Source organism: Pseudomonas sp. LBUM1663 (assembly GCF_059695905.1).
Window position 1 is genome coordinate 2,874,760 of the sequence record NZ_CP166792.1, and the last position, 23,072, is coordinate 2,897,831.

25 protein-coding genes and 3 pseudogenes are annotated in these 23,072 nt (G+C 58.8%); 8 read left to right on the forward strand and 20 right to left on the reverse strand.

Annotated elements, in window-relative coordinates:
- Nucleotides 1-2 precede the first annotated feature (2 nt).
- Nucleotides 3-710: a response regulator gene (locus ACA075_RS13185; RefSeq protein WP_497299247.1), complete on the forward strand. Its 708-nt coding sequence runs from the start codon at nt 3-5 to the stop codon at nt 708-710.
- A complete protein-coding gene (locus ACA075_RS13190) occupies nt 711-1,997 on the forward strand; it encodes an ATP-binding protein (protein ID WP_497298863.1) in 1,287 nt (428 codons plus the stop codon). It abuts the gene before it with no gap.
- Between the two features lie 111 nt (nt 1,998-2,108).
- Here ACA075_RS13190 and ACA075_RS13195 read toward each other — a convergent pair whose 3' ends face one another.
- The 3 genes from ACA075_RS13195 to ACA075_RS13205 form a co-directional block, all read right to left on the reverse strand.
- Nucleotides 2,109-2,897, reverse strand: a complete 789-nt coding sequence (locus ACA075_RS13195; protein WP_497298864.1) for a MipA/OmpV family protein — start codon at nt 2,895-2,897, stop codon at nt 2,109-2,111.
- A gap of 102 nt (nt 2,898-2,999) precedes the next feature.
- Nucleotides 3,000-3,488: a GFA family protein gene (locus ACA075_RS13200; protein WP_497298865.1), complete on the reverse strand. Its 489-nt coding sequence runs from the start codon at nt 3,486-3,488 to the stop codon at nt 3,000-3,002.
- Between the two features lie 45 nt (nt 3,489-3,533).
- Nucleotides 3,534-3,938, reverse strand: a complete 405-nt coding sequence (locus ACA075_RS13205; RefSeq protein ID WP_497298866.1) for a PaaI family thioesterase — start codon at nt 3,936-3,938, stop codon at nt 3,534-3,536.
- Between the two features lie 179 nt (nt 3,939-4,117).
- Between ACA075_RS13205 and ACA075_RS13210 the strand changes: the two genes are divergently transcribed.
- The 3 genes from ACA075_RS13210 (at nt 4,118) to ACA075_RS13220 (ending at nt 7,327) form a co-directional block, all read left to right on the forward strand.
- Nucleotides 4,118-5,002: a LysR substrate-binding domain-containing protein gene (locus tag ACA075_RS13210; protein WP_077750496.1), complete on the forward strand. Its 885-nt coding sequence runs from the start codon at nt 4,118-4,120 to the stop codon at nt 5,000-5,002.
- Nucleotides 5,003-5,102: 100 nt separating this feature from the next.
- Nucleotides 5,103-6,227, forward strand: coding sequence for an agmatine deiminase (aguA, locus tag ACA075_RS13215; RefSeq protein WP_497298867.1), 1,125 nt, complete (start codon nt 5,103-5,105; stop codon nt 6,225-6,227).
- A 2-nt stretch (nt 6,228-6,229) separates the two neighbouring features.
- Complete coding sequence (locus tag ACA075_RS13220) at nt 6,230-7,327, forward strand: extracellular solute-binding protein (RefSeq protein WP_497298868.1); 1,098 nt, start codon at nt 6,230-6,232, stop codon at nt 7,325-7,327.
- Between the two features lie 140 nt (nt 7,328-7,467).
- On the opposite strand, the gene ACA075_RS13225 is transcribed toward ACA075_RS13220, so the two are convergent.
- The 7 genes from ACA075_RS13225 to ACA075_RS13255 all read right to left on the reverse strand — a co-directional run bounded on the left by ACA075_RS13225 (nt 7,468) and on the right by ACA075_RS13255 (nt 13,066).
- Nucleotides 7,468-8,085 (reverse strand): DNA-3-methyladenine glycosylase family protein, encoded by a 618-nt coding sequence (locus ACA075_RS13225; RefSeq protein ID WP_497298869.1) that lies wholly within the window; start codon nt 8,083-8,085, stop codon nt 7,468-7,470.
- A 5-nt stretch (nt 8,086-8,090) separates the two neighbouring features.
- Nucleotides 8,091-8,894, reverse strand: a complete 804-nt coding sequence (locus ACA075_RS13230) for an isocitrate lyase/PEP mutase family protein (protein WP_497298871.1) — start codon at nt 8,892-8,894, stop codon at nt 8,091-8,093.
- A 40-nt stretch (nt 8,895-8,934) separates the two neighbouring features.
- On the reverse strand, nt 8,935-10,017 hold the full coding sequence (locus tag ACA075_RS13235; protein WP_497298872.1) for a bifunctional transcriptional activator/DNA repair enzyme AdaA: 1,083 nt from the start codon (nt 10,015-10,017) through the stop codon (nt 8,935-8,937).
- 64 nt (nt 10,018-10,081) lie between these two features.
- Nucleotides 10,082-10,771: an arsenical resistance protein ArsH gene (gene arsH, locus ACA075_RS13240; RefSeq protein WP_497298873.1), complete on the reverse strand. Its 690-nt coding sequence runs from the start codon at nt 10,769-10,771 to the stop codon at nt 10,082-10,084.
- On the reverse strand, nt 10,771-11,241 hold the full coding sequence (locus ACA075_RS13245) for an arsenate reductase ArsC (RefSeq protein WP_497299248.1): 471 nt from the start codon (nt 11,239-11,241) through the stop codon (nt 10,771-10,773). The genes arsH and ACA075_RS13245 overlap by 1 nt, the downstream gene beginning before the upstream one ends.
- An 89-nt stretch (nt 11,242-11,330) precedes the next feature.
- Nucleotides 11,331-12,371, reverse strand: a complete 1,041-nt coding sequence (locus ACA075_RS13250; RefSeq protein ID WP_497298875.1) for a DMT family transporter — start codon at nt 12,369-12,371, stop codon at nt 11,331-11,333.
- A gap of 74 nt (nt 12,372-12,445) precedes the next feature.
- Entirely contained in the window at nt 12,446-13,066 is a 621-nt protein-coding gene (locus ACA075_RS13255) for a LysE family translocator (RefSeq protein ID WP_497298876.1), read from the reverse strand.
- Nucleotides 13,067-13,554: 488 nt separating this feature from the next.
- Here ACA075_RS13255 and ACA075_RS13260 point away from each other — a divergent pair, with 488 nt between their 5' ends.
- Nucleotides 13,555-13,941: a DUF6124 family protein gene (locus ACA075_RS13260; RefSeq protein WP_497298877.1), complete on the forward strand. Its 387-nt coding sequence runs from the start codon at nt 13,555-13,557 to the stop codon at nt 13,939-13,941.
- Between the two features lie 151 nt (nt 13,942-14,092).
- Here ACA075_RS13260 and ACA075_RS13265 read toward each other — a convergent pair whose 3' ends face one another.
- The 9 genes and pseudogenes from ACA075_RS13265 to ACA075_RS13305 form a co-directional block, all read right to left on the reverse strand.
- Nucleotides 14,093-14,449, reverse strand: coding sequence for a DUF6572 domain-containing protein (locus tag ACA075_RS13265; RefSeq protein WP_497298878.1), 357 nt, complete (start codon nt 14,447-14,449; stop codon nt 14,093-14,095).
- 10 nt (nt 14,450-14,459) lie between these two features.
- A pseudogene (locus ACA075_RS13270) lies at nt 14,460-14,633 on the reverse strand (S-type pyocin domain-containing protein); the annotation flags it as partial.
- Nucleotides 14,634-14,744: 111 nt separating this feature from the next.
- Nucleotides 14,745-15,095 carry a DUF7079 family protein gene (locus tag ACA075_RS13275; RefSeq protein ID WP_497299249.1) on the reverse strand — a complete coding sequence of 117 codons (351 nt, stop codon included), beginning with the start codon at nt 15,093-15,095 and terminating at the stop codon, nt 14,745-14,747.
- Complete coding sequence (locus tag ACA075_RS13280; protein WP_497298879.1) at nt 15,092-15,874, reverse strand: hypothetical protein; 783 nt, start codon at nt 15,872-15,874, stop codon at nt 15,092-15,094. The genes ACA075_RS13275 and ACA075_RS13280 overlap by 4 nt, the downstream gene beginning before the upstream one ends.
- Nucleotides 15,875-15,884: 10 nt before the next feature.
- Complete coding sequence (locus tag ACA075_RS13285; protein WP_311099789.1) at nt 15,885-16,430, reverse strand: PAAR domain-containing protein; 546 nt, start codon at nt 16,428-16,430, stop codon at nt 15,885-15,887.
- Nucleotides 16,431-16,555: 125 nt separating this feature from the next.
- A pseudogene (locus ACA075_RS13290) lies at nt 16,556-16,861 on the reverse strand (LysE family translocator); the annotation flags it as partial.
- Between the two features lie 36 nt (nt 16,862-16,897).
- On the reverse strand, nt 16,898-17,575 hold the full coding sequence (locus ACA075_RS13295) for an Abi-alpha family protein (protein WP_497298880.1): 678 nt from the start codon (nt 17,573-17,575) through the stop codon (nt 16,898-16,900).
- 311 nt (nt 17,576-17,886) lie between these two features.
- Nucleotides 17,887-19,194, reverse strand: coding sequence for an Ea47 family protein (locus ACA075_RS13300; RefSeq protein ID WP_497298881.1), 1,308 nt, complete (start codon nt 19,192-19,194; stop codon nt 17,887-17,889).
- A 170-nt stretch (nt 19,195-19,364) separates the two neighbouring features.
- A pseudogene (locus ACA075_RS13305) lies at nt 19,365-19,733 on the reverse strand (LysE family translocator); the annotation flags it as partial.
- A 474-nt stretch (nt 19,734-20,207) separates the two neighbouring features.
- On the opposite strand from ACA075_RS13305, the gene ACA075_RS13310 reads away from it, so the two are divergent.
- Nucleotides 20,208-20,570, forward strand: coding sequence for a DUF6124 family protein (locus tag ACA075_RS13310; protein ID WP_497298882.1), 363 nt, complete (start codon nt 20,208-20,210; stop codon nt 20,568-20,570).
- 170 nt (nt 20,571-20,740) lie between these two features.
- On the opposite strand, the gene ACA075_RS13315 is transcribed toward ACA075_RS13310, so the two are convergent.
- Entirely contained in the window at nt 20,741-21,637 is an 897-nt protein-coding gene (locus ACA075_RS13315) for a DMT family transporter (RefSeq protein ID WP_497298883.1), read from the reverse strand.
- A 91-nt stretch (nt 21,638-21,728) separates the two neighbouring features.
- Here ACA075_RS13315 and ACA075_RS13320 point away from each other — a divergent pair, with 91 nt between their 5' ends.
- The gene (locus ACA075_RS13320) at nt 21,729-23,060 is read left to right on the forward strand and encodes an aminotransferase-like domain-containing protein (RefSeq protein WP_497298884.1); all 1,332 of its coding nucleotides are present in this window, start codon (nt 21,729-21,731) and stop codon (nt 23,058-23,060) included.
- Nucleotides 23,061-23,072 lie beyond the last annotated feature (12 nt).

The following is a 23,072-nucleotide window of genomic DNA, read 5'->3' on the forward strand; positions in this document are numbered from 1 at the left end:
TTATGGATAACCTGGGTTTTGGCAAAGTATTGCTGGTGGAAGACGACGAGAAGCTCGCCGGGCTGATCGCGCATTTCCTGTCCCAACATGGCTTTGAGGTCCGCCAGGTGCACCGCGGCGACCTCGCGTTGGCTGCATTCCTCGAATTCAAACCGAAAATCGTCGTGCTCGACCTGATGCTGCCGGGGCAGAGCGGCCTGCACGTGTGCCGCGAGATCCGCAGCGTGTCCGACACGCCGATCGTCATTCTGACCGCCAAGGAAGATGACCTCGATCACATCCTCGGCCTGGAGTCCGGTGCCGACGACTACGTGATTAAACCGATCAAACCGCCAGTGCTGCTGGCCCGCCTGCGTGCGTTGCAACGGCGTCAGGCGCCGGACAGCAGCGTGTACAGCGCCCTGGAGTTCGGCAACCTGAGCATCGACCGCAGCTGTCGCGAAGTGCGGTTGGCGGGCGAGCTCATCGAAATGACCACCATGGAATTCGAACTGCTGTGGTTACTGGCCAGTGCCGCCGGCAAGATTCTGTCCCGCGACGACATCCTCAACCGCATGCGCGGTATTGCGTTTGACGGCCTCAACCGCAGTGTCGACGTCTACATCAGCAAGTTGCGCGGCAAGCTCAAGGACAACCCGCGCGAACCGGTGTGCATCAAGACCATCTGGGGCAAGGGTTATTTGTTCAATCCGTTTGCGTGGGAGCTGTAAATGCTGCGGTTATTTCTTGGGCTGTTTCTGGTGATGACGGTCGGCCTGGTACTGGGGTTGCAAACGGTCGAGCGCACGTTCGATGCGCTTCTCGATGGTCAGATGCAGAGCTACAACCGCGAGGCGGTGCGTGGCCAAGCCTGGTCGCTGGCGGAGCAGTTACGCGATCTGGACAGCTCGGACCGGGAGCGCGAACTGGAAGCGGTGCGCCCGCACTATGGCTTGGGCCTGACGCTGGTCGAGAGCAGTCAACTGTCCCTGACCGATCAGGAGAAAGCCGAGTTGGCCCACGGGCTGCTGGTAATCCGTGACAAGTACACGCAGTTCATCTCGCGCATCGACGAGGGTTCGCAGTTGCTCAGCATCAAGCTGCCGGCCGAGCCCAGCCTGATGCCGTTCTACATTGCCGCGGCGTATCTGATGATCGCGGTGATGATCGGTTTGGTTTTGATGTTCTGGGTCCGCCCGCATTGGCGAGACTTGGAGAAACTGCGCCTGGCGGCCGAACGTTTTGGCGATAACGACCTGTCGTCGCGGATCCAGCTGTCCAAGCGTTCGAACATTCGTGACCTGTCCGGGCACTTCAACCTGATGGCGGCGCGCATCGAAGGCTTGATCGCCAATCAGCGCGAACTGACCAACGCGGTGTCCCACGAGTTGCGCACGCCGATTGCCCGGTTGTCATTCGAACTCGATCAGCTCAAGCAACAACCCGATCCGACCCAAAACCGCGAACTGATTGCCGACATGTACGCGGACCTTGGCGAGCTGGAAGAAATGGTTTCCGAGCTGCTGACCTACGCCAGCCTTGAGCGCGGCGCCACGGTCATCACCCGGGAAAACATCCAGGCCAACAGTTGGCTGGACAGCGTGGTCGGCAGCGTGGCCCTGGAGGCCGAGGCTGCCGGGGTGCAGTTATTGATTGTCGAGTGTCAGGTCGACGAGGTTCGTATCGAACCGCGCTTCATGGCCCGGGCAGTGATCAACCTGCTGCGCAATGCCATTCGTTATGCCGATGAGCGGGTGGAGGTGTCGTTGGTCCGTACCGGTGATCGCTACGAAGTGCGGGTCAACGATGATGGGCCGGGTGTGCCGGTGGACGGGCGCGAGAAAATCTTCGAACCTTTCTCGCGCCTCGACGCCAGCCGTGATCGCCGCACGGGTGGCTTTGGTTTGGGGTTGGCGTTGGTGCGGCGTGTGTCGCAATCCCATGGCGGGCAGGTGGAAGTGGGGGATTCGCCTTGGGGTGGGGCGTCGTTTCGCATGACGTGGGCGCATCTGGATTGATTGTGTTGAGCTCACCGGCCCCATCGCGAGCAGGCTCACTCCCACAGGGGAATGCATTCCAAGTGTGGGAGCGAGCCTGCTCGCGATGAGGTCATCAGCAAACCCGGATAGCTAAAAGGTGTACACCACCTGCCCACCGACCGAAGTCTGCATCCGCCGCTCGACAATCGGACTGTCCGCCGCATCACCCGCCAGATACTGCACGGCCAGCACCGTCGACACATTCCACTGCTCATCAATCGGCATCGACCAGGTCAACTCCGCCCCGCGACTTACCAGCCCGCCATGAGTGTCATGCGCCCTGAACTGACTGCGCGAAGCCTGGGCGGCGCTGACGCCATACCAGGTGCGCACGTAATGGCTGTCGCCAAACTGACTGTTCAGGCTGCCCGTGACCTTGCCGTAGTTACCCTCATAAAACGGTGCGCTGATGCTCAGCTTCAGGCGATTCCAGGCTGAGCCGGTGTCGTGATCGTCATCGTCCTTTTCCAGTGCATGCTCAAAACTGGCACCGAGAATGATCGGGCCCATGTGGTAAGTGCCGTCCAGACCCAGCGCCGGCCGCGACTTGATCGAGCCCATGCCGTTGAGCTCGTCCGAGCCTTCGAACCCGGTCTTGCGATCCTTGCGCACATCGCTCGCGCCGATGTACACGCTCAGGCCAAAGTCGTCTTCATCAAACGCCCAGCCCAATCCCTTTTCCGTGTCCAGAAAGAGGCCATAGGGACTGATCACCTTGGCGCCCAGCAGCGGCGCCACCACGCGCTCGTCGCTGCCGCTGTAACGCGGCACGCTGGCGGCACCGGCGCGCAAGGTGTATTGCCAGTCTTCAGCGCGTAATGAGTCGGCGGGAAGCAGCAGGCAAAACGAAGTCAACGACAGACACAGCGAACGTAACATGGGAGCACCCGAGGGGAGGTTGGATGCGCCCATGCTAGGCGGCTGCCGGCCGGCAATCTTTGAGAGCTTTGTCGGGAAACTGTCAAAGACTGTGAAGCGGCTTTAGCGGCTCAAACCCAGGCGTTCATGCCATTGGGCGATGGACTCCTCGGGGTAGACGTCGAATTGCTGGTCTGCAGGATGCGCATCGACTTCCACCCACGGCGCCTTGGAGCCGAGCATCAAGTGCGTGTGTTCCGGTGGCACCGGCAATGGAGTATCGATGGCCGAGGCAAACGGGTGGATCAGCTCAGGCCACTCAGGGCTGAACAGCCACAAACCTGACCCGCAAAGGCTGCAGAAATGCCGCTCGGCGCTGCTACTGTGTGCACGTTTGTCGCCTTCTTCCTTGAGTCGCGCGTGATAAATCGCGATGTGCTTGCGGCCGCGAACTTTCAGGCTCTGGGCATCGCCACCGAGGTTGATTGCATAACCGCCACCGCCTTGGGTCTTGCGGCAGATCGAGCAGTAGCAACGCTGATACGGGTAGGGGTGGGCACTGGTCAAACTGAACGACACAGCGCCGCAATGGCAGGCACCTTCGAGCTGCATGGGAACCTCCGACGAGGGTTGGTTTACCCCTGACAGCCTAGACCGTCAGCGAACGTCGACCGGCACCAGAATCGCATCGCCGGTCGCCACCAGTTTCAACTGGTCGCCGATTTGCGCGAACAGCTCGGCGCGGGCGAACACCTGTTTCTTGCCAGCCTTTACCACCCGGCCCCGAGCAATGAACACTTCACCGACGGCGGGCGCCAGGCAGTTGACCGAAAAGTGCGAAGCCAGCACGTTGCCAGCGACCGTCCCGGCTGCGAAACCACAGGCCGTGTCGAGCAGCGCGCCGATCAGGCCGGCGTGGAGGAAGCCGGCGTATTGCGCCATGTCGGCCTCGCGAAAAGCCAGGGTCAGTTCGGCTTCGCCGCTCGCGGCTGCGGTCACTTCGAAGCCGGCCCAGCGGTTGAAGGCTGAGGTTGAATTGATGTGCTTGAGTGCGTTTAGCATGTCGAATCCCTCCGGTTGAGACACCAACATGCGCCGGGTTTTGGGGGAAGTCATGGTGGATAAGGGCGGGTGATGGACCGCAGGATTTTTGGTGAATGTGCTGGCCTCATCGCGGTCCCGCTGGACGCCCACCCATGGCCCAAGGCAGCATGGTCGCCTTCACCACCGGGGCTGAACTCATGCGACGATTGCCTTCCCTGGCAGCACTCAGAACCTTCGAATGCGCTGCCCGCCATGCCCATTTCGGCCGGGCCGCCGCCGAGCTGTGCGTCACTGACAGCGCCGTCAGCCATCAGATCCGCCAGCTCGAAGAGCACTTGGGCGTCTCTTTGTTCATCCGCGAAGGCCGGCAAATCCGCCCGACCATGGCCGCGGGCCGGTTGATGCAAAGCCTGCAGCACGCCTTTGAACTGATCGGCGAAGCTTGCGATGAATTGCGCGACCCGTCGTCGCTGGCGGTGTTGCGCCTGGCGGTCACCGCCGAGCTCGCGCAAAAATGGCTGATGAGTCGGCTCACGGACTTCTATGCACGCTATCCGCACATCACCCTGCACCTCTACGAACAACCGATCGACGCCACGGCGCCGGGGGAAGACATCGATCTGGCGATCACCTACGGCACGGGCCCGGTCGACAGCAGCGCGTACTTCGTCCGTCCTTTGCCTGCGTTGCAATTCTTCCCGGTGTGCAGCCCCGGCCTGTTCAACCAGGGCACCCTGAAAACCCCGAAGGACCTGGCACGCCATTGCCTGCTGCACGACGATCAGGACGGCAAGACCTGGACCGCCTGGCTCACCAGTCATGCCGGCGATCAGCGTCCCGAACGCCAACTGTATTTCGCCCACGCGGGCCTGGCGCTCGAAGCGGCGGCGCAAGGGCAGGGCGTGGCCATGGGCGACAATCTGACCGCCCAGGAAGACTTGCTCAGCGGTCGTCTGGTCCGGCCGTTCACCGCCAGCATGACCGCGCTCGGGCAATATGCGCTGGTGTGCGAGCGAGTGCGCCTGGAGCGTCCGGCCGTGGCGCAGATGCTGGAATGGTTCAACGATCAGCTGATCGATTGATGAGTTGAATTCAAGTATTCCGAAATAATCATCGTTGGCGAGGAGGGCGCCGACGCCCTTAGCCTGTGGTCATTCCAACCCCCGCTGATGAGGTCTGACCATGGCACGTTTGCTCGATTCCACCCCGAAACTCGACGGCTTCCGCCTGCCCGGCGAATTCGAAACCAAGGCCGGTTGCTGGCTCGGCTGGCCGGAACGTACCGACGTCTGGCGCAACGGTGCCAAGCCTGCGCAGAAAGTCTGGGTGCAAATCGTCACCGCCATTGCCCAGAGTGAACCCGTGACGGTGTGTGCTTCCGCCGCGCAATTCGCCACTGCCCGCCGCCAGCTGCCGCCTCAGGTCCGGGTGGTGGAAATGACGTGCAACGACACCTGGTTCCGCGACAGTGGCCCGTGCTTTGTGGTCAACGACGACAGCGGTGAAGTGCGCGGCGTCGACTTCGAATTCAACGCCTATGGCGGTCTCGACGGCGGCTTGTATTACCCGTGGGACAAAGACGATCAGATCGCCAGCAAGATCCTCGAAATCGAACGCTTCGACCGTTATCGCGCGCCGTTGATTGCCGAACTGGGCGGGATCCAGAGCGACGGCCAGGGCAGCATCCTCACCACCGAGCAATGCCTGCTCAACCGCAATCGCAATCAGCATCTGGGCAAGGAAGAAGTGACCAGTCGTCTGATCGATTACCTCGGTGCCGAGCAAATTATCTGGTTGCCACGAGGGTGCAAGTTCGACGAAACCGACGGCCACGTCGACGATCTCGCCTGCTTCGTGCGCCCCGGCGAGGTGGTGCTGCAATGGACCGACAATCGCGATGACCCGCAGTGGGAAATCTATCAAGAGGCCTACGACATTTTGCGCAGCACCCGCGACAGCCGTGGCCGGGAGTTGATCGTGCACAAGCTGCCGCAACCGGATGTGCTGGAATGGACCGCTGAAGAAGCCGAAGGCCTGGACCAGCAAGACAGCACCCATAGCCGTCAGGCCGGGACTCAAATCTGTGCGTCGTACATCAATTACTACGCCGGCAACACGTCGATCGTGGTACCGCTGTTTGGTGATCGCAACGATCAGGCGGCGCAGGCGACGCTGGCCGAATTGTTCCCGAAACACACAATCGTCGGCATCGAAAACTCCCGGGAGATCCTCCTCGGTGGCGGCAACGTCGCCTGCATCACCATGCCGCAATACGCCGCCCCCGCCAGTAACAGGAAGGGAGTTTAAATATGGGCCTGCACAAACTGACTCAAGCAGTATTGCTGGTGCTTGCACCCTTGTGTGTGCAGGCCGCCGACACCGCGAAACCGGTGGTGAATCTGTACATCTGGGGCGAGTACCTGGCCCCGGATACCCTGACCAACTTCGAAAAGAAAACCGGCATCCATGTAGTGGTCGATCACTTCGACTCCCTTGAAACTGCCGAGACCAAACTGCTGACCGGCCGCAGCGGTTATGACCTAGTGCTGACGGCGGGGCAGCACCTGTCCCGGGCAATCCAGAGCGGGGCGATTCAAACACTGAACCTGCAACAGCTGCCGCACTTTGCCGGCGTCGGCGAGGAGTTCCGCCAGCACATGGCGGCGTTCGATCCCGGCAATCGTTACGCCGGGATCTACGCTTGGGGCACCACCGGCGTCGGCTATCAGGAAGAGGCGATCAAACAGCGTTTGCCCGACGCACCTCGGGACAGTTGGGCGATGCTGTTCGACCCGGCGGTGGTGTCGAAATTTGCCGATTGCGGGGTCAGTCTGCTAAACGATCCGAACGAGGTTTTCGCCGCAGTCATGAAGTACATGGGCCTGGACATCAACCGCCAGAACCTCGATGACCTGAAACTGGCCGAGCAACAATTGGCGAAGATCAGGCCATACATCCGCTACTTCGACAATGACCTGAACATCAGCGACCTCGCCAACGGCAATACCTGCGTGGCGATGTCGTGGAACGGCAACGTGGCCATCGCGGCCGGGCAGGCCGAGGCGGCGAACAAACCGTTCAAGCTCAGTTACCGGATCCCGAAGGAGGGCACGTTGATCTGGTTTGATGCCATGGTCATTCCCAAGGATGCCCCGCACCCCGAGGCCGGGCTGGCGTTGATGGACTACCTGATGACCCCTGAAGTGATTGCGCCGATCACCGACACCATTCACTACGCCAATGCGATTACGGCGGCGGACGGGTTGATTGATCCGGCGATTCGTAATGATCCGGGGACGTATCCGTCGGCGCAGGTGAGAGCCTCGTTGTATAGCAAGAATGACAATGGCAAGGCGTTCAACCGCGCGCTAATTCGGGCGTTTAGTCGGTTGAAATCCGGGTTGTGAGCGGCTTTGATTGATGCGGTGAATGGGCAATCGTCATCGCGGGCAAGCCCGCTCCCACAGGTTATGAGTCGGGCAACAGATGCTGCGTACACAAAAATCCTTGTGGGAGCGGGTTTGCCCGCGATGAACGATAACGCGGTCTACTTGCCGGTCATCCGCCACAAATACCAGGAAGCCACCGTCCGATACGGACGCCACGCCAAGCCAATCTCAACCATCTGCTTGCGCGTCGGCTGCACCTCCAGGCCCTTCAACCGGCGATACCCCTCACGCACCCCGAAGTCATCCGCCGGCAAAATATCCGGGCGATCCAGGCTGTAGATCAACAGCATCTCGACCGTCCAGCGCCCAACCCCGCGCAAGGTGATTAACCGCTCGATCAGCGCCTCGTCGTCCATCGCCAAAGCCGTGGCGTAATCCGGCACCACACCGTCCAGAGCCGCCTGCGCAATCCCTTGAATGGTCGCAATCTTGCCCGCGGAAAACCCGCAACTGCGCAGTGGATCAAAGCCTGTCGCCAGAATCTGCTCAGGCCTTGGAAACGTCGTCGACGGGAACAACGCTAGCAGCCGGCCGACAATCGCATCCCCGGCCTTGGCGTGCAGTTGCTGATAGGCAATCGCCCGCACCAGCGATTCATAAGGATCGCGAGCTGTGTGGGGCTCATGCAGGCAGGGGCCAACGGCGGCGATGTGGAGCCGCCAGTCGTCATCGATGGAAGATAGAAACTCGGTCGCGGGCAGGTAGGGATCGGGCATGACGATCAAGCGTTCCCGGCAGGTTTCAGCAGGGCGTTGATTTCCCCATACGTGAAGGCTTTGAGGTGGCTGCTGTCGAGCTTGCCGGTCTCCAGAAAACCTTTGGCCAATGAGGCCATGGCGCCATATAGAAATTCGGCGATGCCCGAGCCGGCACTCAGGCGCCGCACGCCGAGTGCTTGCAGCGCTTCAAGCGACGGCAAACCCGGCAGCCCGAGCACGTTCACCGGCAACGGTGTGCCCTGGCACAGCGCAGCGATCTCGTACTCCGCCGTGACGCCCGCCGCAAACAGCCCATCGGCACCCGCCGCCTGATACAACGCGGCGCGCTTGAGCGTTTCGGCGACGCGGTCTTCGGCAGGCACCAGGCCCCTTAAGTACACGTCGGTGCGGGCATTGATGAACAGTTTCACCTTGCGCTGATCGGCAATCTGCCGGGCGACTTCGATCTTGCGTGCCAGCAACTCAGGCGGGGCAGCACCGTCCTCGATATTGATCCCCACCGCACCGGCCGCGATCACCGCATCAACGACTTCGGCCACCCGCGTCAGTTCATCGGAATAACCGGCCTCGATGTCGACGGTCAACGGCACCGAGATCACCCGGGCGATGGATTCGACGGTTGATATCAGGCGTTCGAGGGGCAGGGCATTGCCGTCCGCATACCCATGCGCCCAGGCCACCGCCGCGCTGCTGGTGGCCACGGCTTTGCAGCCCAGTTGCTCGACGATGCGCGCCCCTGTGGCGTCGGCGACGTTGGTCAGAATCAACAAGCCGTCGTGGTGCAGTTGATGAAATGGCGTGTCCATCGAATGTCCTTCCTTATGACGTTTGCAGAAAATCAGGGGATCAGAATGCGAGTTGGTCAGTCACCTGCACGGCGGCTTTTTCCAGCCGGAGCAAAAACGCCTTGCGCGGTTGCCCTCCACCATAGCCCGTCAACGAGCCGTCTGCACCGATCACCCGGTGGCAGGGCAACACAATCGAAAGACGGTTATGCCCGTTGGCCAGGCCCACGGCGCGGCTGGCGCCGGGCTTGCCCAGTGTCGCGGCGATGGTGCCGTAGGTGCTGGTCTGGCCGTAGGGGATCTTCGCCAGTTCAGCCCAGACCTGCCGCGCAAATTCGCTGCCGGGCAAGTGCAGGGCAACGGTGAATTCAGTGAGTTTGCCGGCGAAATACTGCGCCAGCTCGGCTTCAATCTGCTGCAAATGGGCGTTGTGCCCCGGTGCTACGGCATAGCCATAACGGCTCTGCAATTCTTCGACTTCCCGGGTCAGCGCCGGTCGATCCAGAAACTCCAACAGCACCAGCCCACGGCGTTCGGCCATGGCGATCATCGGCCCCAGCGGCGTCGTCAGGCGCGTGAACAGCAGCGGCTCGCTGTTGGCTGCACGGCCCGGTGTGATGTGAAAGGATTTTTGAAACGCATCGCGAAAGCCGCTCAGGGATTCGTAGCCCGAGTCGAACGCCGCATTGTCGATGGAATCGCCTTGTTTGATACCGCCCAGCGCCATGCCCAGGCGACGGGTGCGCAACCAGGCGTGGAAGGTCATGCCGAAATGCTGCTTGAACCAGCGACGCAGTTTCAGCGGCTCGATGCCTTCGGCCACGAGCTGGGCATCGGTCCAGCGCTGGTCGGGATCGTTGTCGACCGACTTGAGCAACGCCTGCACCCAGTCCGGCGCAATGGCCGCGGCGTCCAGCGGTTTGCAACGCAGGCACGCTCGATAGCCCGCCGACATGCACTCATCGGCGTGAGCGAAGAACTCAACGTTCTCCGGCTTGGGCTTGCGCGCCGTGCAACTGGGGCGACAGAAAATCCCGGTGGTCTTGACCGCAGTGAAGAACACCCCCTCGTAGGCGGTGTCTCGTTCGAGCATGGCGCGAACCATCTCGGCGTGGGGCGGAAGCAAAGCGTTCTGTAGGTTCATGGGCTGAGCATAAGACGCGTTGACCGTCGCCTCCACCGGAAAATCGACAGGGAATTCCGCTGACTCAGATCGAACGTTGATTGACCCGCTTCGACAGTTCTTCGGCGCTCTCTTTACGTTCCGAATAACGGTCCACCAGAAAATCCTCGCGGCCACGCACCAGCAATGTGAACTTCATCAGTTCTTCCATCACGTCCACCACACGGTCGTAATACGCCGAAGGCTTCATCCGGCCAGCCTCGTCGAACTCCATGAAGGCCTTGGGCACTGACGATTGATTGGGGATGGTCAACATCCGCATCCAGCGGCCCAGCACACGCAGTTGATTGACCGTGTTGAACGACTGGGAGCCGCCACAGACCTGCATCACCGCCAGGGTTTTACCTTGGGTCGGACGAACCGCGCCCATCGTCAGCGGGATCCAGTCGATTTGCGCCTTGAACACAGCCGACATCGAACCGTGGCGTTCCGGTGAGCACCAGACCTGACCTTCTGACCAGAGCACCCGCTCGCGCAGTTGCTGGACTTTCGGATGGTCGCTGAAGGCATCGTCGGGTAGGGGGAGGCCGGAGGGATCGAATATCACCGTTTCGGCCCCCATCAGACGCAGAATTCGTGCGGCTTCCTCGGTCAGCAGGCGACTGAAAGAGCGTTCGCGCGTCGAGCCGTAGAGCAGCAGGATGCGCGGTTTGTAAGTGCTTTCGGTTGAAAGCGTCAGCAACTGCAGATCGAGATTGGGCAGGTCGTCGTTCATCACAGGGCTCCGATGCGGTCCAATTCGACTTTCAGTTCAACATCCGAAAGCCTTTGCAGATCCAGCGCGAAAAACGCTGCAAACCGCTGCTTGATCGTGTCGACGGTGGCGTTAAACGCGGCCTGAATCGCTTGCTCGGTGCCCTCCACGTCCGACGGATCGGCCAGGCCCCAGTGGCTTTTGATCGCCGGGCCCAAATACACCGGGCACGCTTCCCCGGCGGCTTTGTCACACACAGTGATGACGATATCGGGCGGGGAGTCGGCGAATACCGAAGAGTCTTTGCTGTACAGGCCTTCGGTCGAAATACCGAGGTTGTGAAGCGTTTGTACGGCCTGGGGATTGAGCCGGCCGCTGGGGAAGCTGCCGGAGCTCACCGCCGTAAAACCCACGGGTGCCATGTGATTGAACAGCGCTTCGCTCAACACGCTGCGGCAGCTGTTGGCGGTGCACATGAAGAGAACTGTGATGGGACGCATAGTCATTGCGGCGGCTCGTATATATGGATATCCGAATATACGGATGCTCGCGGAAAAAACCAACGCTCTTTTTCCACCTGCTAATGCTTGTGCCGGTGATGGATGTCCGGAAAGTGTGGATGGCTGTGGCGGATCGGCGTGTGCTGATGTTCGTGGCTGTGCGGTTCGGTCCCGTCCCACTGGAACGAATGCTCATGTTGATGATGCTCGTCATGCACATGCCGATGGCCATGGGTGAGTGCCACGTGCTGATGTTCGTGGGCATGATGTTCCCTGAGGTGTATCCAGACGCCCAGGCCCATCAGCAACGACGCGATCCAGAACGTCAGGGAAACCGTCTCACCGAACAGCAGAAGGGCCATTGCGGCGCCGAGAAAAGGCGCCGTGGAAAAGTAGGCGCCCGTGCGTGCGGTGCCCAGCCCGCGCAACGCCAGAACGAACAGCACCAGACTGATGCCATAACCGAAGAAACCGACGATCAATGTCGGCCCAAGCACCGTGATGTGGGGCAGTTTTGCGCCCAGCACCAGGGCCAGAGAGCAGTTCACCAGCCCGGCGGCCAAGCCCTTGATGCCTGCGATGAACACGGCATCCGACGCCGACACTTTGCGCGTCAGGTTGTTATCGATCGCCCAGCAGGCACAGGCCAGTGCTACTGCCAGTGGCCCGATCCAGCCTTGTGGCTGCACCGAATCGTGCGGCCACGCCAGGAGCAATCCGCCGGCGACAATAGCCAGCATCCCGGCGACGATGCGTCGGTCGGCATTCTCTTTGAACACCACCCAGGCCAGCACGGCTGTCAGAACCGATTCGAGGTTTAGCATCAACGAGGCCGTGGCGCCGGAGGTCAGCGTCAAGCCAAACATCAGCGCCACCGGCCCCAGCACGCCGCCAAAGGCGATGGCACCGATCAGCCAAGGCCATTCAGACGATTTGAGGCCGCTGGGCTGCCAGCCCCGGTCACGGATCAATCTGACAATTGTCAGGCCCAGTCCGCTGCCCAGATACAACAACCCGGCCAGCAGGACCGGTGAGAGGTTCAGGCCTAACACCTTGGCCAACGGGGTACTCGCTCCAAACAAGGCAGCGGCGCCCAGGGCATAGACAACGTTCAGGTTCATTCAAGGCTCGGCGAGAGTTGAGACGGGATGTAACGCAGTTTGAACCTGCGTTGCATCCCGTCAACCCCTGGAACTCAGGCCCGACGCGCCATCAACAGCACCGAAGCCGCCGCCGACAACAACCCCGCGCAGCATCGGTTGAATATCCGCTTGCCCCGAGGCTCGGCAAACCAGCGGCGCATGTGCAGGCCCATGTAGGCGTAGGCGCTGATGGCGATCCATTCCAGTATCAGGAACAACGCGCCGAGTAGCGCGAATTGCGGTGTCACCGCGCGGGTCGGGTCGACGAACTGCGGCAGGAACGCGGTGAAGATCAGGATCGCCTTGGGGTTGCCAGCCGCCACCAGAAACTCTTGTCGCGCCAGCGCCAACACGCCAACCGACGTTCCCGTCACCGCTTTCTCGACGCCCGGATCGGCGCGCCACAATTGCCACGCGAGGTAAAACAGATAGGCCGCGCCGACAATCTTTATGCCGTAGAACAGCAGTTCGGACGTTTGCAGCACCACCGCCAACCCGGCCGACGCCAGGGCAATCATCCCGGCAAACGCCAGCAACCGCCCGATCCCGGCCACGCACGAGATGCGATAGCCGTAACGGGTCGAGTTGCTGACCGACAACAGATTGTTCGGCCCCGGCGCCATGTTCAGGGCGAAGCAGGCGGGAAGAAACAGCGTGAGCGTGGCGAGGTCCATCACAGGTCTCCGGTAACGAGAGCGGTATTTTTATCATGAACGGCGAGGGGCTTTCCCCGTACAGCGGTGAACGCAAGTCGCCGTACACTTTCATTGCTCGCATTGAGTGCGCGCCCGTCATTCAACAGGATTTGAGGGTGCTTGTTTAAAACTCGTCGGGTTTACTTCCTGAAAGCTACAAATCCTTGCGCCGTTGCCTACGGCTGCGCCAGAATCCGCCGGCTTGTGTGTCGTAGCCCTTGGTTCTATCGTTTCCTTGCCGCTGAACACTCAGCGGTCGGGCTTGGAAACTCGACGGGTAAACGACACGAAAGCACCTCTTCATAACGTACTTTTTCGCACTATGTGCATTCCGTTATGGTGGCTGTGCGTGGGAGACCTTATAGGTCTGCCGGGCTCGTTTACCCTGGTTTTCCAACCCGCGTACAGCTGCCACCCCTTCGCTTGGAAACGAACGTGGCAGCTTCACCAGTAAACGAGGTTTCACCATGTTCAAAGTCACACCAAACCCGCCGGACACCGATCCGGTTTCCCCATACGAACCTGATTCAAAGAAGCTCAACGAGGCCGCCGAGCGGGCTCTCGACTTCCACTTCCCGTCGAATGCCGACATCAAAGCCACCCCGCGAATACGCAGCACGCTGTTTTCCGTAGACCCAGAGGCCACTGCCGAAACACTGGCGGTTTATCTGGTCGAGACTCTGGCCTCGGTCGACGTGATGGTGCACCAGTTGGTGGATCATCTGGAGGGTGAGTCGCGCTACGCGCTACTGGGCATTTCCAACAGCATCATGACGGCGGAGATCACGGCGAACCGGGTGTTGGATAAGATTGATCTGCCCAAGTATGTGCCGCTTCATGCGGTGACTGGCTAACTGATGTTTGGCTGTTAATCAGGGCACGAAGTGGCATAGCAGCGACTCGTGCGTTTCAAACGCGAAGAACCCCCAGTGGTCTGCCGATCACTGGGGGTTTTTGTTGGCCGCAAGACCGGCTGGCTTCATCGCCGGTCAAATGTTCCCTCGGTCACATGTTGCGTATCGCGTCGCTCTCGTCAAGCACGAACTCCAGTCCAATACCCACTTCCTTTAGGACCTCAGCAGCGCGGTCAATAAAAATCTCGCCTTGCTCTGGCAGCTCATACAAGCCGTTGATGCGAATGATGGGGTGCTTTCCAAGGGCATTGGGTATCTCGGTGTAGATCTCGCCGCTCTCGATGAACGCAACGTAGGTATTGAGTTTGTCCTGCAGCAATTGCAGATGCTCGCCTTGCTCAGCTTTGCCGCCCCATTCAAGGTGGTCAGAGATGAACAACACCACATTGTCAGGTTCCCAGGTAGGGATGGCCCAGATATCAATCACCTGTGGATTTGTAATGGACATGTCTGCTCCCTCAGGGTTTTGGCCGAACAATTTCGACTCTGGTCGGTGGAATCGTGGTGCGCCCCGGGAAACCGGGTTTACCTTTGCCTACGATGGTTGCTCCAGTTTTTTCTATCTCTGGAAAACCGAGCTTCTGGTTGCGCGTGAGTGGCGCTGTTTCAGAAGATTTGCATTCAATGCATGTGGTTTTTGCCATCGTCGTCACCGGCGTTTTTCAAAGTACTTGGTGCCGAAAAGAAATATTTCTCCTTGGAAGGCATGCGCAGGATTATTTTCGAGTAATAAGAGGCAAGATTTATTTGCGGTAGTGTTTAGAAATTTCCCGCCATATATATTTGTATCGAAACTCAAGCCAGTGTATTAGTAGTTTGTCTTTCTGGCGTCGTAGATAACTGTTTTCTCTGGCTTGCAACGAATTATTGATGTCAGCCTCCAAGTTTTCTAAATTGAAGGCTGACCATATCATGGGGATTACTGTCTCAAGATTTGTATGGCAGACAGGTGCTACTTCATGATAAAGAATTTTTTTGATCTCTTCAGGATCGTAGTCTTCGGTTTGGCGTGCAATGGTTTCATAGTCAATTTCCGTGTCAACAAACGCGTCAGACAGAGCCCAGTAAACATATGAACGCTCCTCGTCAGTCATTGAACGTCCCATGTCAGAAACTCCTCGAGTTCTTCGTCAAAACTATCCGCAACGTAGTCGCCAAGAATGCCGCCCGCAATACTGCCAGCGACCACGACAGCAATGGCACACACCGGGGCGGCAGGACCACACAGTAATGAGATACTTAGCCCAGCCAAAGCTCCACCGGCTGCGCCACCACCCAGGATTATTCCTTGTCTTCCGGCTTCCTTGGTTTTATTGTCGGCTTTGTATATTTCGGAGGCGGCAAAAGCCGCAGTCACAATCCACGCGACTTTGCCAGCCACATTCATTCTCTTGGTGCCGCGAGTAACTTTGCTGTTGTCCACGCCAGATTTTTTTAAAATCAAATAATGGACTTTGGATTTTTCTACATCGGTTAACAGATCAAAATTTTTCTTGTAAAGCGAGTGAGCGTACTTATCCAGAGTGGTTTGCAGGGTTGGCCCGTTCAGCTTGATATATTTCGCAACGGCAACACCTTGAGCAGATGTGAACTTCCGATGCTCGTTCATGATGTTGTTACGCATTTCTTGGCAATACGCCACGCCGTCCTTAGCGGTAACGTTGCCCGCAAGCACTTCGGCTTCAACCAGACGTGACATCTCTTTTATCTTGCTTTGGTACTTCAAGCGAGTATTGGCGTCCTTGATCGCGTCAGTGGCAAAACGTGCTGCTGCGCCTTCCATACCGGCAATCGCCATTTCCAAAGGTGAGCTATGTAGATCATGCTCTTTTTTCAAGAGATAACTGCCCGTAATGAGCATGGGTTCCGTCACGAGATGTTCCTTATCTCTGAATTGTGCTGAGGATGGATTCGAGGATCGAAGCGCTGTCGGAGGTTTCCTCGACGCCGTAATCGATTGCGGTACAGGTCTTGCCTGTGGGGTTGGAAAATGTGACGGTGTTTTTTGCATCAAACACACCTTGCATCACCGATCCGTCTTCGAAATGTGCAACGCAGGAAAGCCCTTCATAGCTTTCGACGGTCGGAATCTTAAAACCGATCCAGTTCCCGTGAATAACCATGGGCGTAGGCGGAGTAAAGGGGGTAGGGGTGTGGGAGCTTCCGATGATGACCGTACCCGAACCGCCGATCACGACGTCGCCATGGGTGCCGACAGTACCGACCAGTGCGGCATTTTTGCCGTTGATAAACACTGTGCCGGACACTTCCGAGGCTAGCGCACTACCGCAGGTACACGTGTCACCTTTGCGAGCGGCTGCAAGACCGTCAAAGAACACATCAGGAGAACCGGAGGCGATAGCTTTGGAACCGTGCCCCGGGATGGGACAACTGGTTGGGTCGGTGATTCGTGCAGCTGGCTTTGCCATGCTTGACTTCCTGTCAACGAATTTAAAGGGGGACGACTGTATCAGACTTGCTCTGAAAAATGGCTCGCGAAGCGGGGCATAAGGCGAGCTGAGCGACGGCTCCGCCGGAAAATTTGCCCTGGAACTCAGGCGCGACGCGCCATCAACAATACCGAAGCCGCCGCCGACAACAACCCCGCGCAGCAACGGTTGAATAGCCGCTTGCCCCGGGGCTCGGCAAACCAGCGGCGCATGTGCAGGCCCATGTAGGCGTAGGCGCTGATGGCGATCCATTCGAGCATCAGGAGCAACGCGCCGAGCAGCGCAAACTGTTGCGTCACGGCACGGGTCGGGTCGACGAACTGCGGCAGGAATGCGGTGAAGAACAGGATCGCCTTGGGGTTGCCGGCGCTCGCCAGAACTCCTGCCCGGAAGGTGGCGCCACTTGGTGGTAGGTGGGGCTATAGGCCGTCGTCTGGAAATAGTGGTTAGATTCCTGGCGCGCGACAAGCATCCGCGAATGCCTTACCTGCGATTGTTGGGTTCACTCTTCCATAGCTCTCACCGCCCCCCCACGTCATTGTTGGACGGATGCATCCCAAACGAGTTAGGTTGCTGAGCGACAGGACAACCTCTTCCGGCGGAAGTGATAACTCATCCTTCTCTACCGCCACACGGGCATGTGTCGGCAACTGAGCAGTGATTATGCCGTCGTGCTGACTCTGTTCGAAGGGTAGTGCTAAAAGCACGTCAAGGACCTGTGCGTCAAGAGGTGTTAGCTGCTCTAAGATCGTGGCATATGAGCGCCGAACTTCGCCCCTGAAGTTGGCATTGGCTGCGTTGACGAGGAGAGCAGCCCATCGATCTTGAAGGTCGTCATCCTCCTCCAGCGTTGCACCCTGCATTAGCGGTATCGCCAGGTTTAAAGGAACGGGTCGTGTCGGAGACGTGAGGCCCGCAAGACGAAGGAACTCTTGCGCTCTTTGCATGTAACGAACTTGACGCTCCCAGCGCATGTACTTTAAGCGGTCCTCAAAGATTCCAACTCCTTGTTCAAGAGGTCCAGAAACGTACCGCGCGATGAACCCCCCAGCTTCTCGTGCTGCGTCGATGGCTTGGCCGGCCGCCTTCGCCACTTCTTGTACTGCTTTGGATTCTTCTTCCATGGGCACTCCCAATTCAGTTCGAAACCTTCAACGCAGACACTACTGTTTAGCTAACAGGGTGTCCAGTTGCGGCCACTTGGCCGATAGTAGCCCATTCCATAAGGTGAATATTCATATTCAACATCGTGAGGGTTACTTGAGCCTAACCTGATTTCCAAGACTTGTGGATCTGGCCGGGGCTAGGTTGTATCTCGGCGAGCAGGGTTTTTCACTTTGAGGCTGTGTGATCGATGTGCACATCGACCACATGAGCAGATCAGATAGCTGTTAAGGGGGCAGTAGTTTCGTCCGCGCATTGGGGTGCCAAGACACTAATTATTCTGGGATCGTAATACGTCTTTCCATGCACTAGGAATCTCGCGCCCCCAAGCAGAGTAGATTGGAGCGAAAGCAATTTGCGCCTGATTCCGTAATGTTTCCGTTTCTGCGAGGGTCACAGCATCATTGTCGCGAATGATTTGGGCGTGCAGTTGTACCGGCTCACCGGTTTTACACACGAGAGTGGCCGTAAGAAACTCATTTTTGTCGGGTGCATCCACTGCTCGACGATAAGGTTTGCTCGGATCATAACGGGCTGACCAGACCTCACCGATGATGATTACAGCATCTGCTCCATGCTTGGTAACCTCATTTGCAAGCATTCTCATGACAAGGTACTTTTCCCCGTGTTCTTGAACGGCCAATGGCGACACCGTTACGATATCTGCGCCCTTAAGGAGGAATGCAATGGTGATGTGATGGCCATCTACTGTGAACATTTTGCGGGCAGTAGCGAATAGGTCATTTAGCTTCGATTCCGGCCCAGGAGCTGTTGATGGGAATATGTCCTTAGGATCAAACCCATACCTTTTGGAAGATTGCTCTGTTTCGGCTAAGTCGATCTCGATTTTTTCTTGTTTCAGCTCCATTGCCTGGCCCGTCGCAAGCCATATATCAGAGCTGCGTGCGTCGCCGTGACCAATCATGCAAGGTAGTCTACCCCCGCGCGATTCTCTGCCTGAAGTGTGATCAACGTCGCCGACCATTGTGGAAGGTGGTTCCAAGCCTAACTCACGGTGAGCGTCATCCACTAATTCGGCAATTTTTCCGTAAGCTATCCCTACGGCGTCTAGAAGCTCGTAGTCTGGCAAACTATTTTCAACCCAGCGTCGTTGGATACGCAGGATGCCGTCCTTGAACACATGATTCCGTAATTCTTCAGTTTGAATGCTATTAATCAGTTCTGCTGGGCTTTGGAAGAGCTCGGCGGGTACGTCAATGCGTGGGCCTTCTTCGTAGTATGACGCGACGATCTCAGCTCGAACAAAGCTGTGTGCCTCCAGATCTCCCTGTTTCTCGATCTTGTTTCGGGCATCCACCATCCAGCGCATTAATGGATCAGCGCGCAGCTTCAATTGCCAAGTCTCATACCAAGGGTCGAAGTTACTAAAAATCCGCTTGTTGCTCTGCAAGATGAAACTGACAGTGCGCAGCGTCTGAATTGCAGTCTGGATCGCAACCCTAAACGTGTCAGGGTCGAAATATCCACGCTCAGCCTCATGCCAATGGCGGTGTACATCACCGAGTCGGCGATCCACCGCACTCAATGGGCAGCGATATTCATGCTCTTCTTCCGTCATTTCAGAACCCTACGCAAAACTGGCCTAAAAAGTCATCGAAGCCGAATGGAGTAAGCTCGGTCTCACTACCTTGATCCTAGAGTGTCGATTGTCGACGAGAGATGTGCTGTTGTCGAATACCCGTCGCAAATCTAAAGCAGATTATTCGGGTATTTATATTGCCTATCGTTAGGATTGCCGGCCGCCACCAGAAACTCCTGTCGCGCCAGGGCCAACACGCCGACCGACGCACCCGTCGTGGCTTTTTCGACGCCTGGATCGGCGCGCCACAATTGCCACGCGAGGTAAAACAGATACGCCGCGCCAACGATTTTGATGCCGTAGAACAGCAACTCGGAAGTTTGCAGTACCACCGCCAACCTGGCCGAGGCCAAGGCAATCATCCCGGCAAACGCCAGCAACCGCCAGATCCCCGCCACGCAGGAGATGCGGTAGCCGTAGCGAGTCGAGTTGCTGACCGACAGCAGATTATTCGGGCCCGGGGCCATGTTCAGCGCGAAGCAGGCGGGGATAAACAGCGTGAGCGTGGCGAGGTCCATGACAGGTCTCCGGTAACGAGAGCGGTATTTTTATCATGGTCGGCGGGGGGCTTTCTCCGTACAGCGATGGACGCAAGTCGCCGTACACTTTTGTTGCTCGCCGTGAGTGCGCGCGCGCTCATTCAACATGATTTGCGGGGGCTTGTTTAAAACCCGTCGGGTTTACTTCCTGAAAGCTACAAATCCTTGCGCCGTTGCCTACGGCTGCGCCAGAATCCGCCGGCTTGTGCGCCTTGGGCCTGGGCTCTATCGTTTCCGGGTCGCTGCCAATTCAGCGTCCGGATTTGACCGTCCGATTCAATCAAGGCGCACCAGTGTCCAAAAAAAGCTTCGGCTTTTTTGCGGTGGCTGTGCGCGGGACATCTTCGGGTGTGCCGGATTCCTTGATTTCCGGTCGGTCAACCCGCGTACAGCTGCCACCTCTACTCGTTTGACCGCGAACGGTGGCGGCTCCACTAATCAAGGAGCATCACCATGTTCAAGGCCACACCTAATCCCCCGGAAACCGACGACGTTTCCCCTTACGAATCTACCGATTCCAAAAAACTCAACGAAGCCGCCGAGCGGGCACTCGACTTCCACTTCCCGTCGAATGCCGATATCAAAGCTACTCCGCGAATACGCAGCACCCTGTTTTCCGTAGACCCGGAGGCCACGGCCGAAACCCTGGCGGTTTATCTGGTCGAGACCCTGGCCTCGGTCGATGTGATGGTCCATCAGTTGGTGGATCATCTGGAGGGTGAGTCGCGTTATGCGCTGCTGGGTATTTCCAACAGCATCATGACGGCGGAGATCACGGCGAACCGGGTGTTGGATAAGATTGATCTGCCCAAGTAAGTGCTGCTTGCTGTGGTGAGTGGCTGACTGATGATTGGCTGTTAATCAGGGCCAGAAGTGACATAGCAGCGACTCGTGCGTTTCAAACGCGAAGAACCCCCAGTGGTCAGCCGATCACTGGGGGTTTTTGGTTGCCGCTAGTTCGGCCGGTTTCGCCGAGCACCGCCGGTTTACCTCGCAAACCTCCTCGCACCCACCACACACAAAATCACCGCAACAGTAACCCCCAGCATCCCGAGGCTGACCTGCTCGTGAAGCAACGTGGCCGCTAGCGCCAATCCAAAAAAAGGCTGTAGCAGCTGCAGCTGTCCAACGGCGGCAATCCCCCCTTGGGCCAGCCCGCGATACCAGAATACGAAGCCGATCAGCATGCTGAAGAGCGACACATACGCCAGGCTCAACCAGGCCGGCGCGCTGATGCCCGAGAACGAAGAGGGCGTCAGCCACCAGGTCAGCGGGGCCACGATTGGCAGCGACAATACCAGCGCCCAGGAAATCACCTGCCAGCCGCCCAGGGTTTTGGACAGTTTCGCGCCTTCGGCATAACCGAGTCCGCAGGCGAGGATGGCCAACAGCATCAGGATGTCGCCGGCCGGCGAAGCGGTGAGCCCCTGGGACACGGCGAACCCGACCACCAGCAAACTGCCCAGGACCGAGAAGAACCAGAACGCCGGCCGGGGACGCTCGCCACCGCGCAACACGCCGAATGCGGCGGTCGCGAGCGGCAACATGCCGACGAAGACAATGGAGTGCGCGGACGTCACATATTGGAGTGCCAGCGCCGTCAGCAGCGGAAACCCGACTACCACGCCCATCGCGACGATGACCAAGGGCAGCATCTGGTTGCGCGCAGGACGCTTTTCCTTGAACAGCCACAACATGCACAGCGCCAGTACGCCGGCGATGGTGGCTCGGGCGACGGTCAGAAAGACCGGGTCGAATTCCAGGACAGCCACCCGTGTCGCTGGCAGCGAACCGCTGAAGATCAGGACGCCGATGAGTCCATTGATCAACCCGCTGGTGTTCTTTTCCATGGTCTGGTTTTGCAGCTTCGATGTGCGTTCCATTGGGCGTTCACTCAAGGGGCGGGATTGCGTTCAGCGCATCGTATGGCTGACTATCGATACAATCAAAAAATTGTCATGGATACATTTCCCTATGCCTCGCTCCCGGTACAAGTCGCTGGTGGACGCCTTTGCAGCCGATATCCGCTCAGGGCGTTTGCCTCCCGGTACGCGCTTGCCGACTCATCGTCTGCTCGCCGCCAGCCATGGTTTGGCCTTGGTCACTGCCAGCCGGGTCTATGCGGAATTGGAGGCCATGGGCCTGGTCAGTGGTGAAACGGGGCGCGGGACTTTCGTCCGGGAGACTTCGCTGCCGCCCAGCCTGGGCATTCATCAGCCCAACGTCGCGGCAGGAATGATCGACCTCAATTTCAACTATCCCTCGGTGCCGGGGCAGGCCGATCTGCTGCGCAATGCCTTGCGTCAACTCGCGTTGTCCGGTGACCTGGAATCCCATCTGCGCTATCAACCGCATGCGGGCCGCCCCCATGAGCGGGCATCGGTCGCGCGTCATCTGGTGGCGCGCGGGCTGACGGTCCAGGCAGAACAGGTGTTGCTCGTCAGTGGCGCGCAGCATGGATTGACGGTGGCGCTAATGGCGTTGCTGCAGCCGGGTGATGTGATCGCGGCTGATGCGTTGACCTACCCTGGTTTCAAGGTGCTGGCTGAAACGCTGCATCTGGAAGTCGTGCCCATTCCCGGGACCGACACCGGTCCGGATCTAGAGGCGCTGGAAAAGCTCTGCCGAAGCCGATCGGTGCGCGCCGTGTACACCATGCCGACGCTGCACAATCCGCTGGGATGGGTGATGGCCGCCGATCAGCGTGAACGCCTGGTGGCGATTGCACGCCAGCATGACCTGCACATCATCGAGGACGCTGCGTACGCGTTTCTGGCCGAAGATTCGCTGCCACCACTTGCGCAACTGGCTCCCGAAAGAACGGTGTACGTTTCAGGGTTTTCCAAGAGCGTCGCCACCGGGCTACGCGTCGGATTCGTCGCCGCCCCCCTGCAAACCGTGCCCGCACTGGAACGGACGATCAGGGCGACCACCTGGAATACCCCCGGGGTGCTGACGGCGATTGCCTGCGCCTGGATCGATGATGGAACCGTCAGCCTACTGGAAGCGCAAAAGCGTGCAGACGCACAGGCCCGCCAGGCCGTGGCCGACCAGCATCTGGCCGGCCTGCACTTCGTGCGCCATCCATCCTCCTACTTTATCTGGCTGCCCTTGTCGGAAGACGCACGGGCCGACCAGATCGCCATGGCGTTGATGCGCGAGCAGGTGGCGGTCTCGACCGCTGAACCGTTTGCCACCTCGGTCCATGTGCCGCACGCGATCCGCCTGGCGCTGGGCTCGGTGGACATGGGCGCGCTTGGCGTAGCGCTGGAGAAAGTGAAGCGGGTGGTGGGGGCTTATACGTAGGGAAGCCATTCC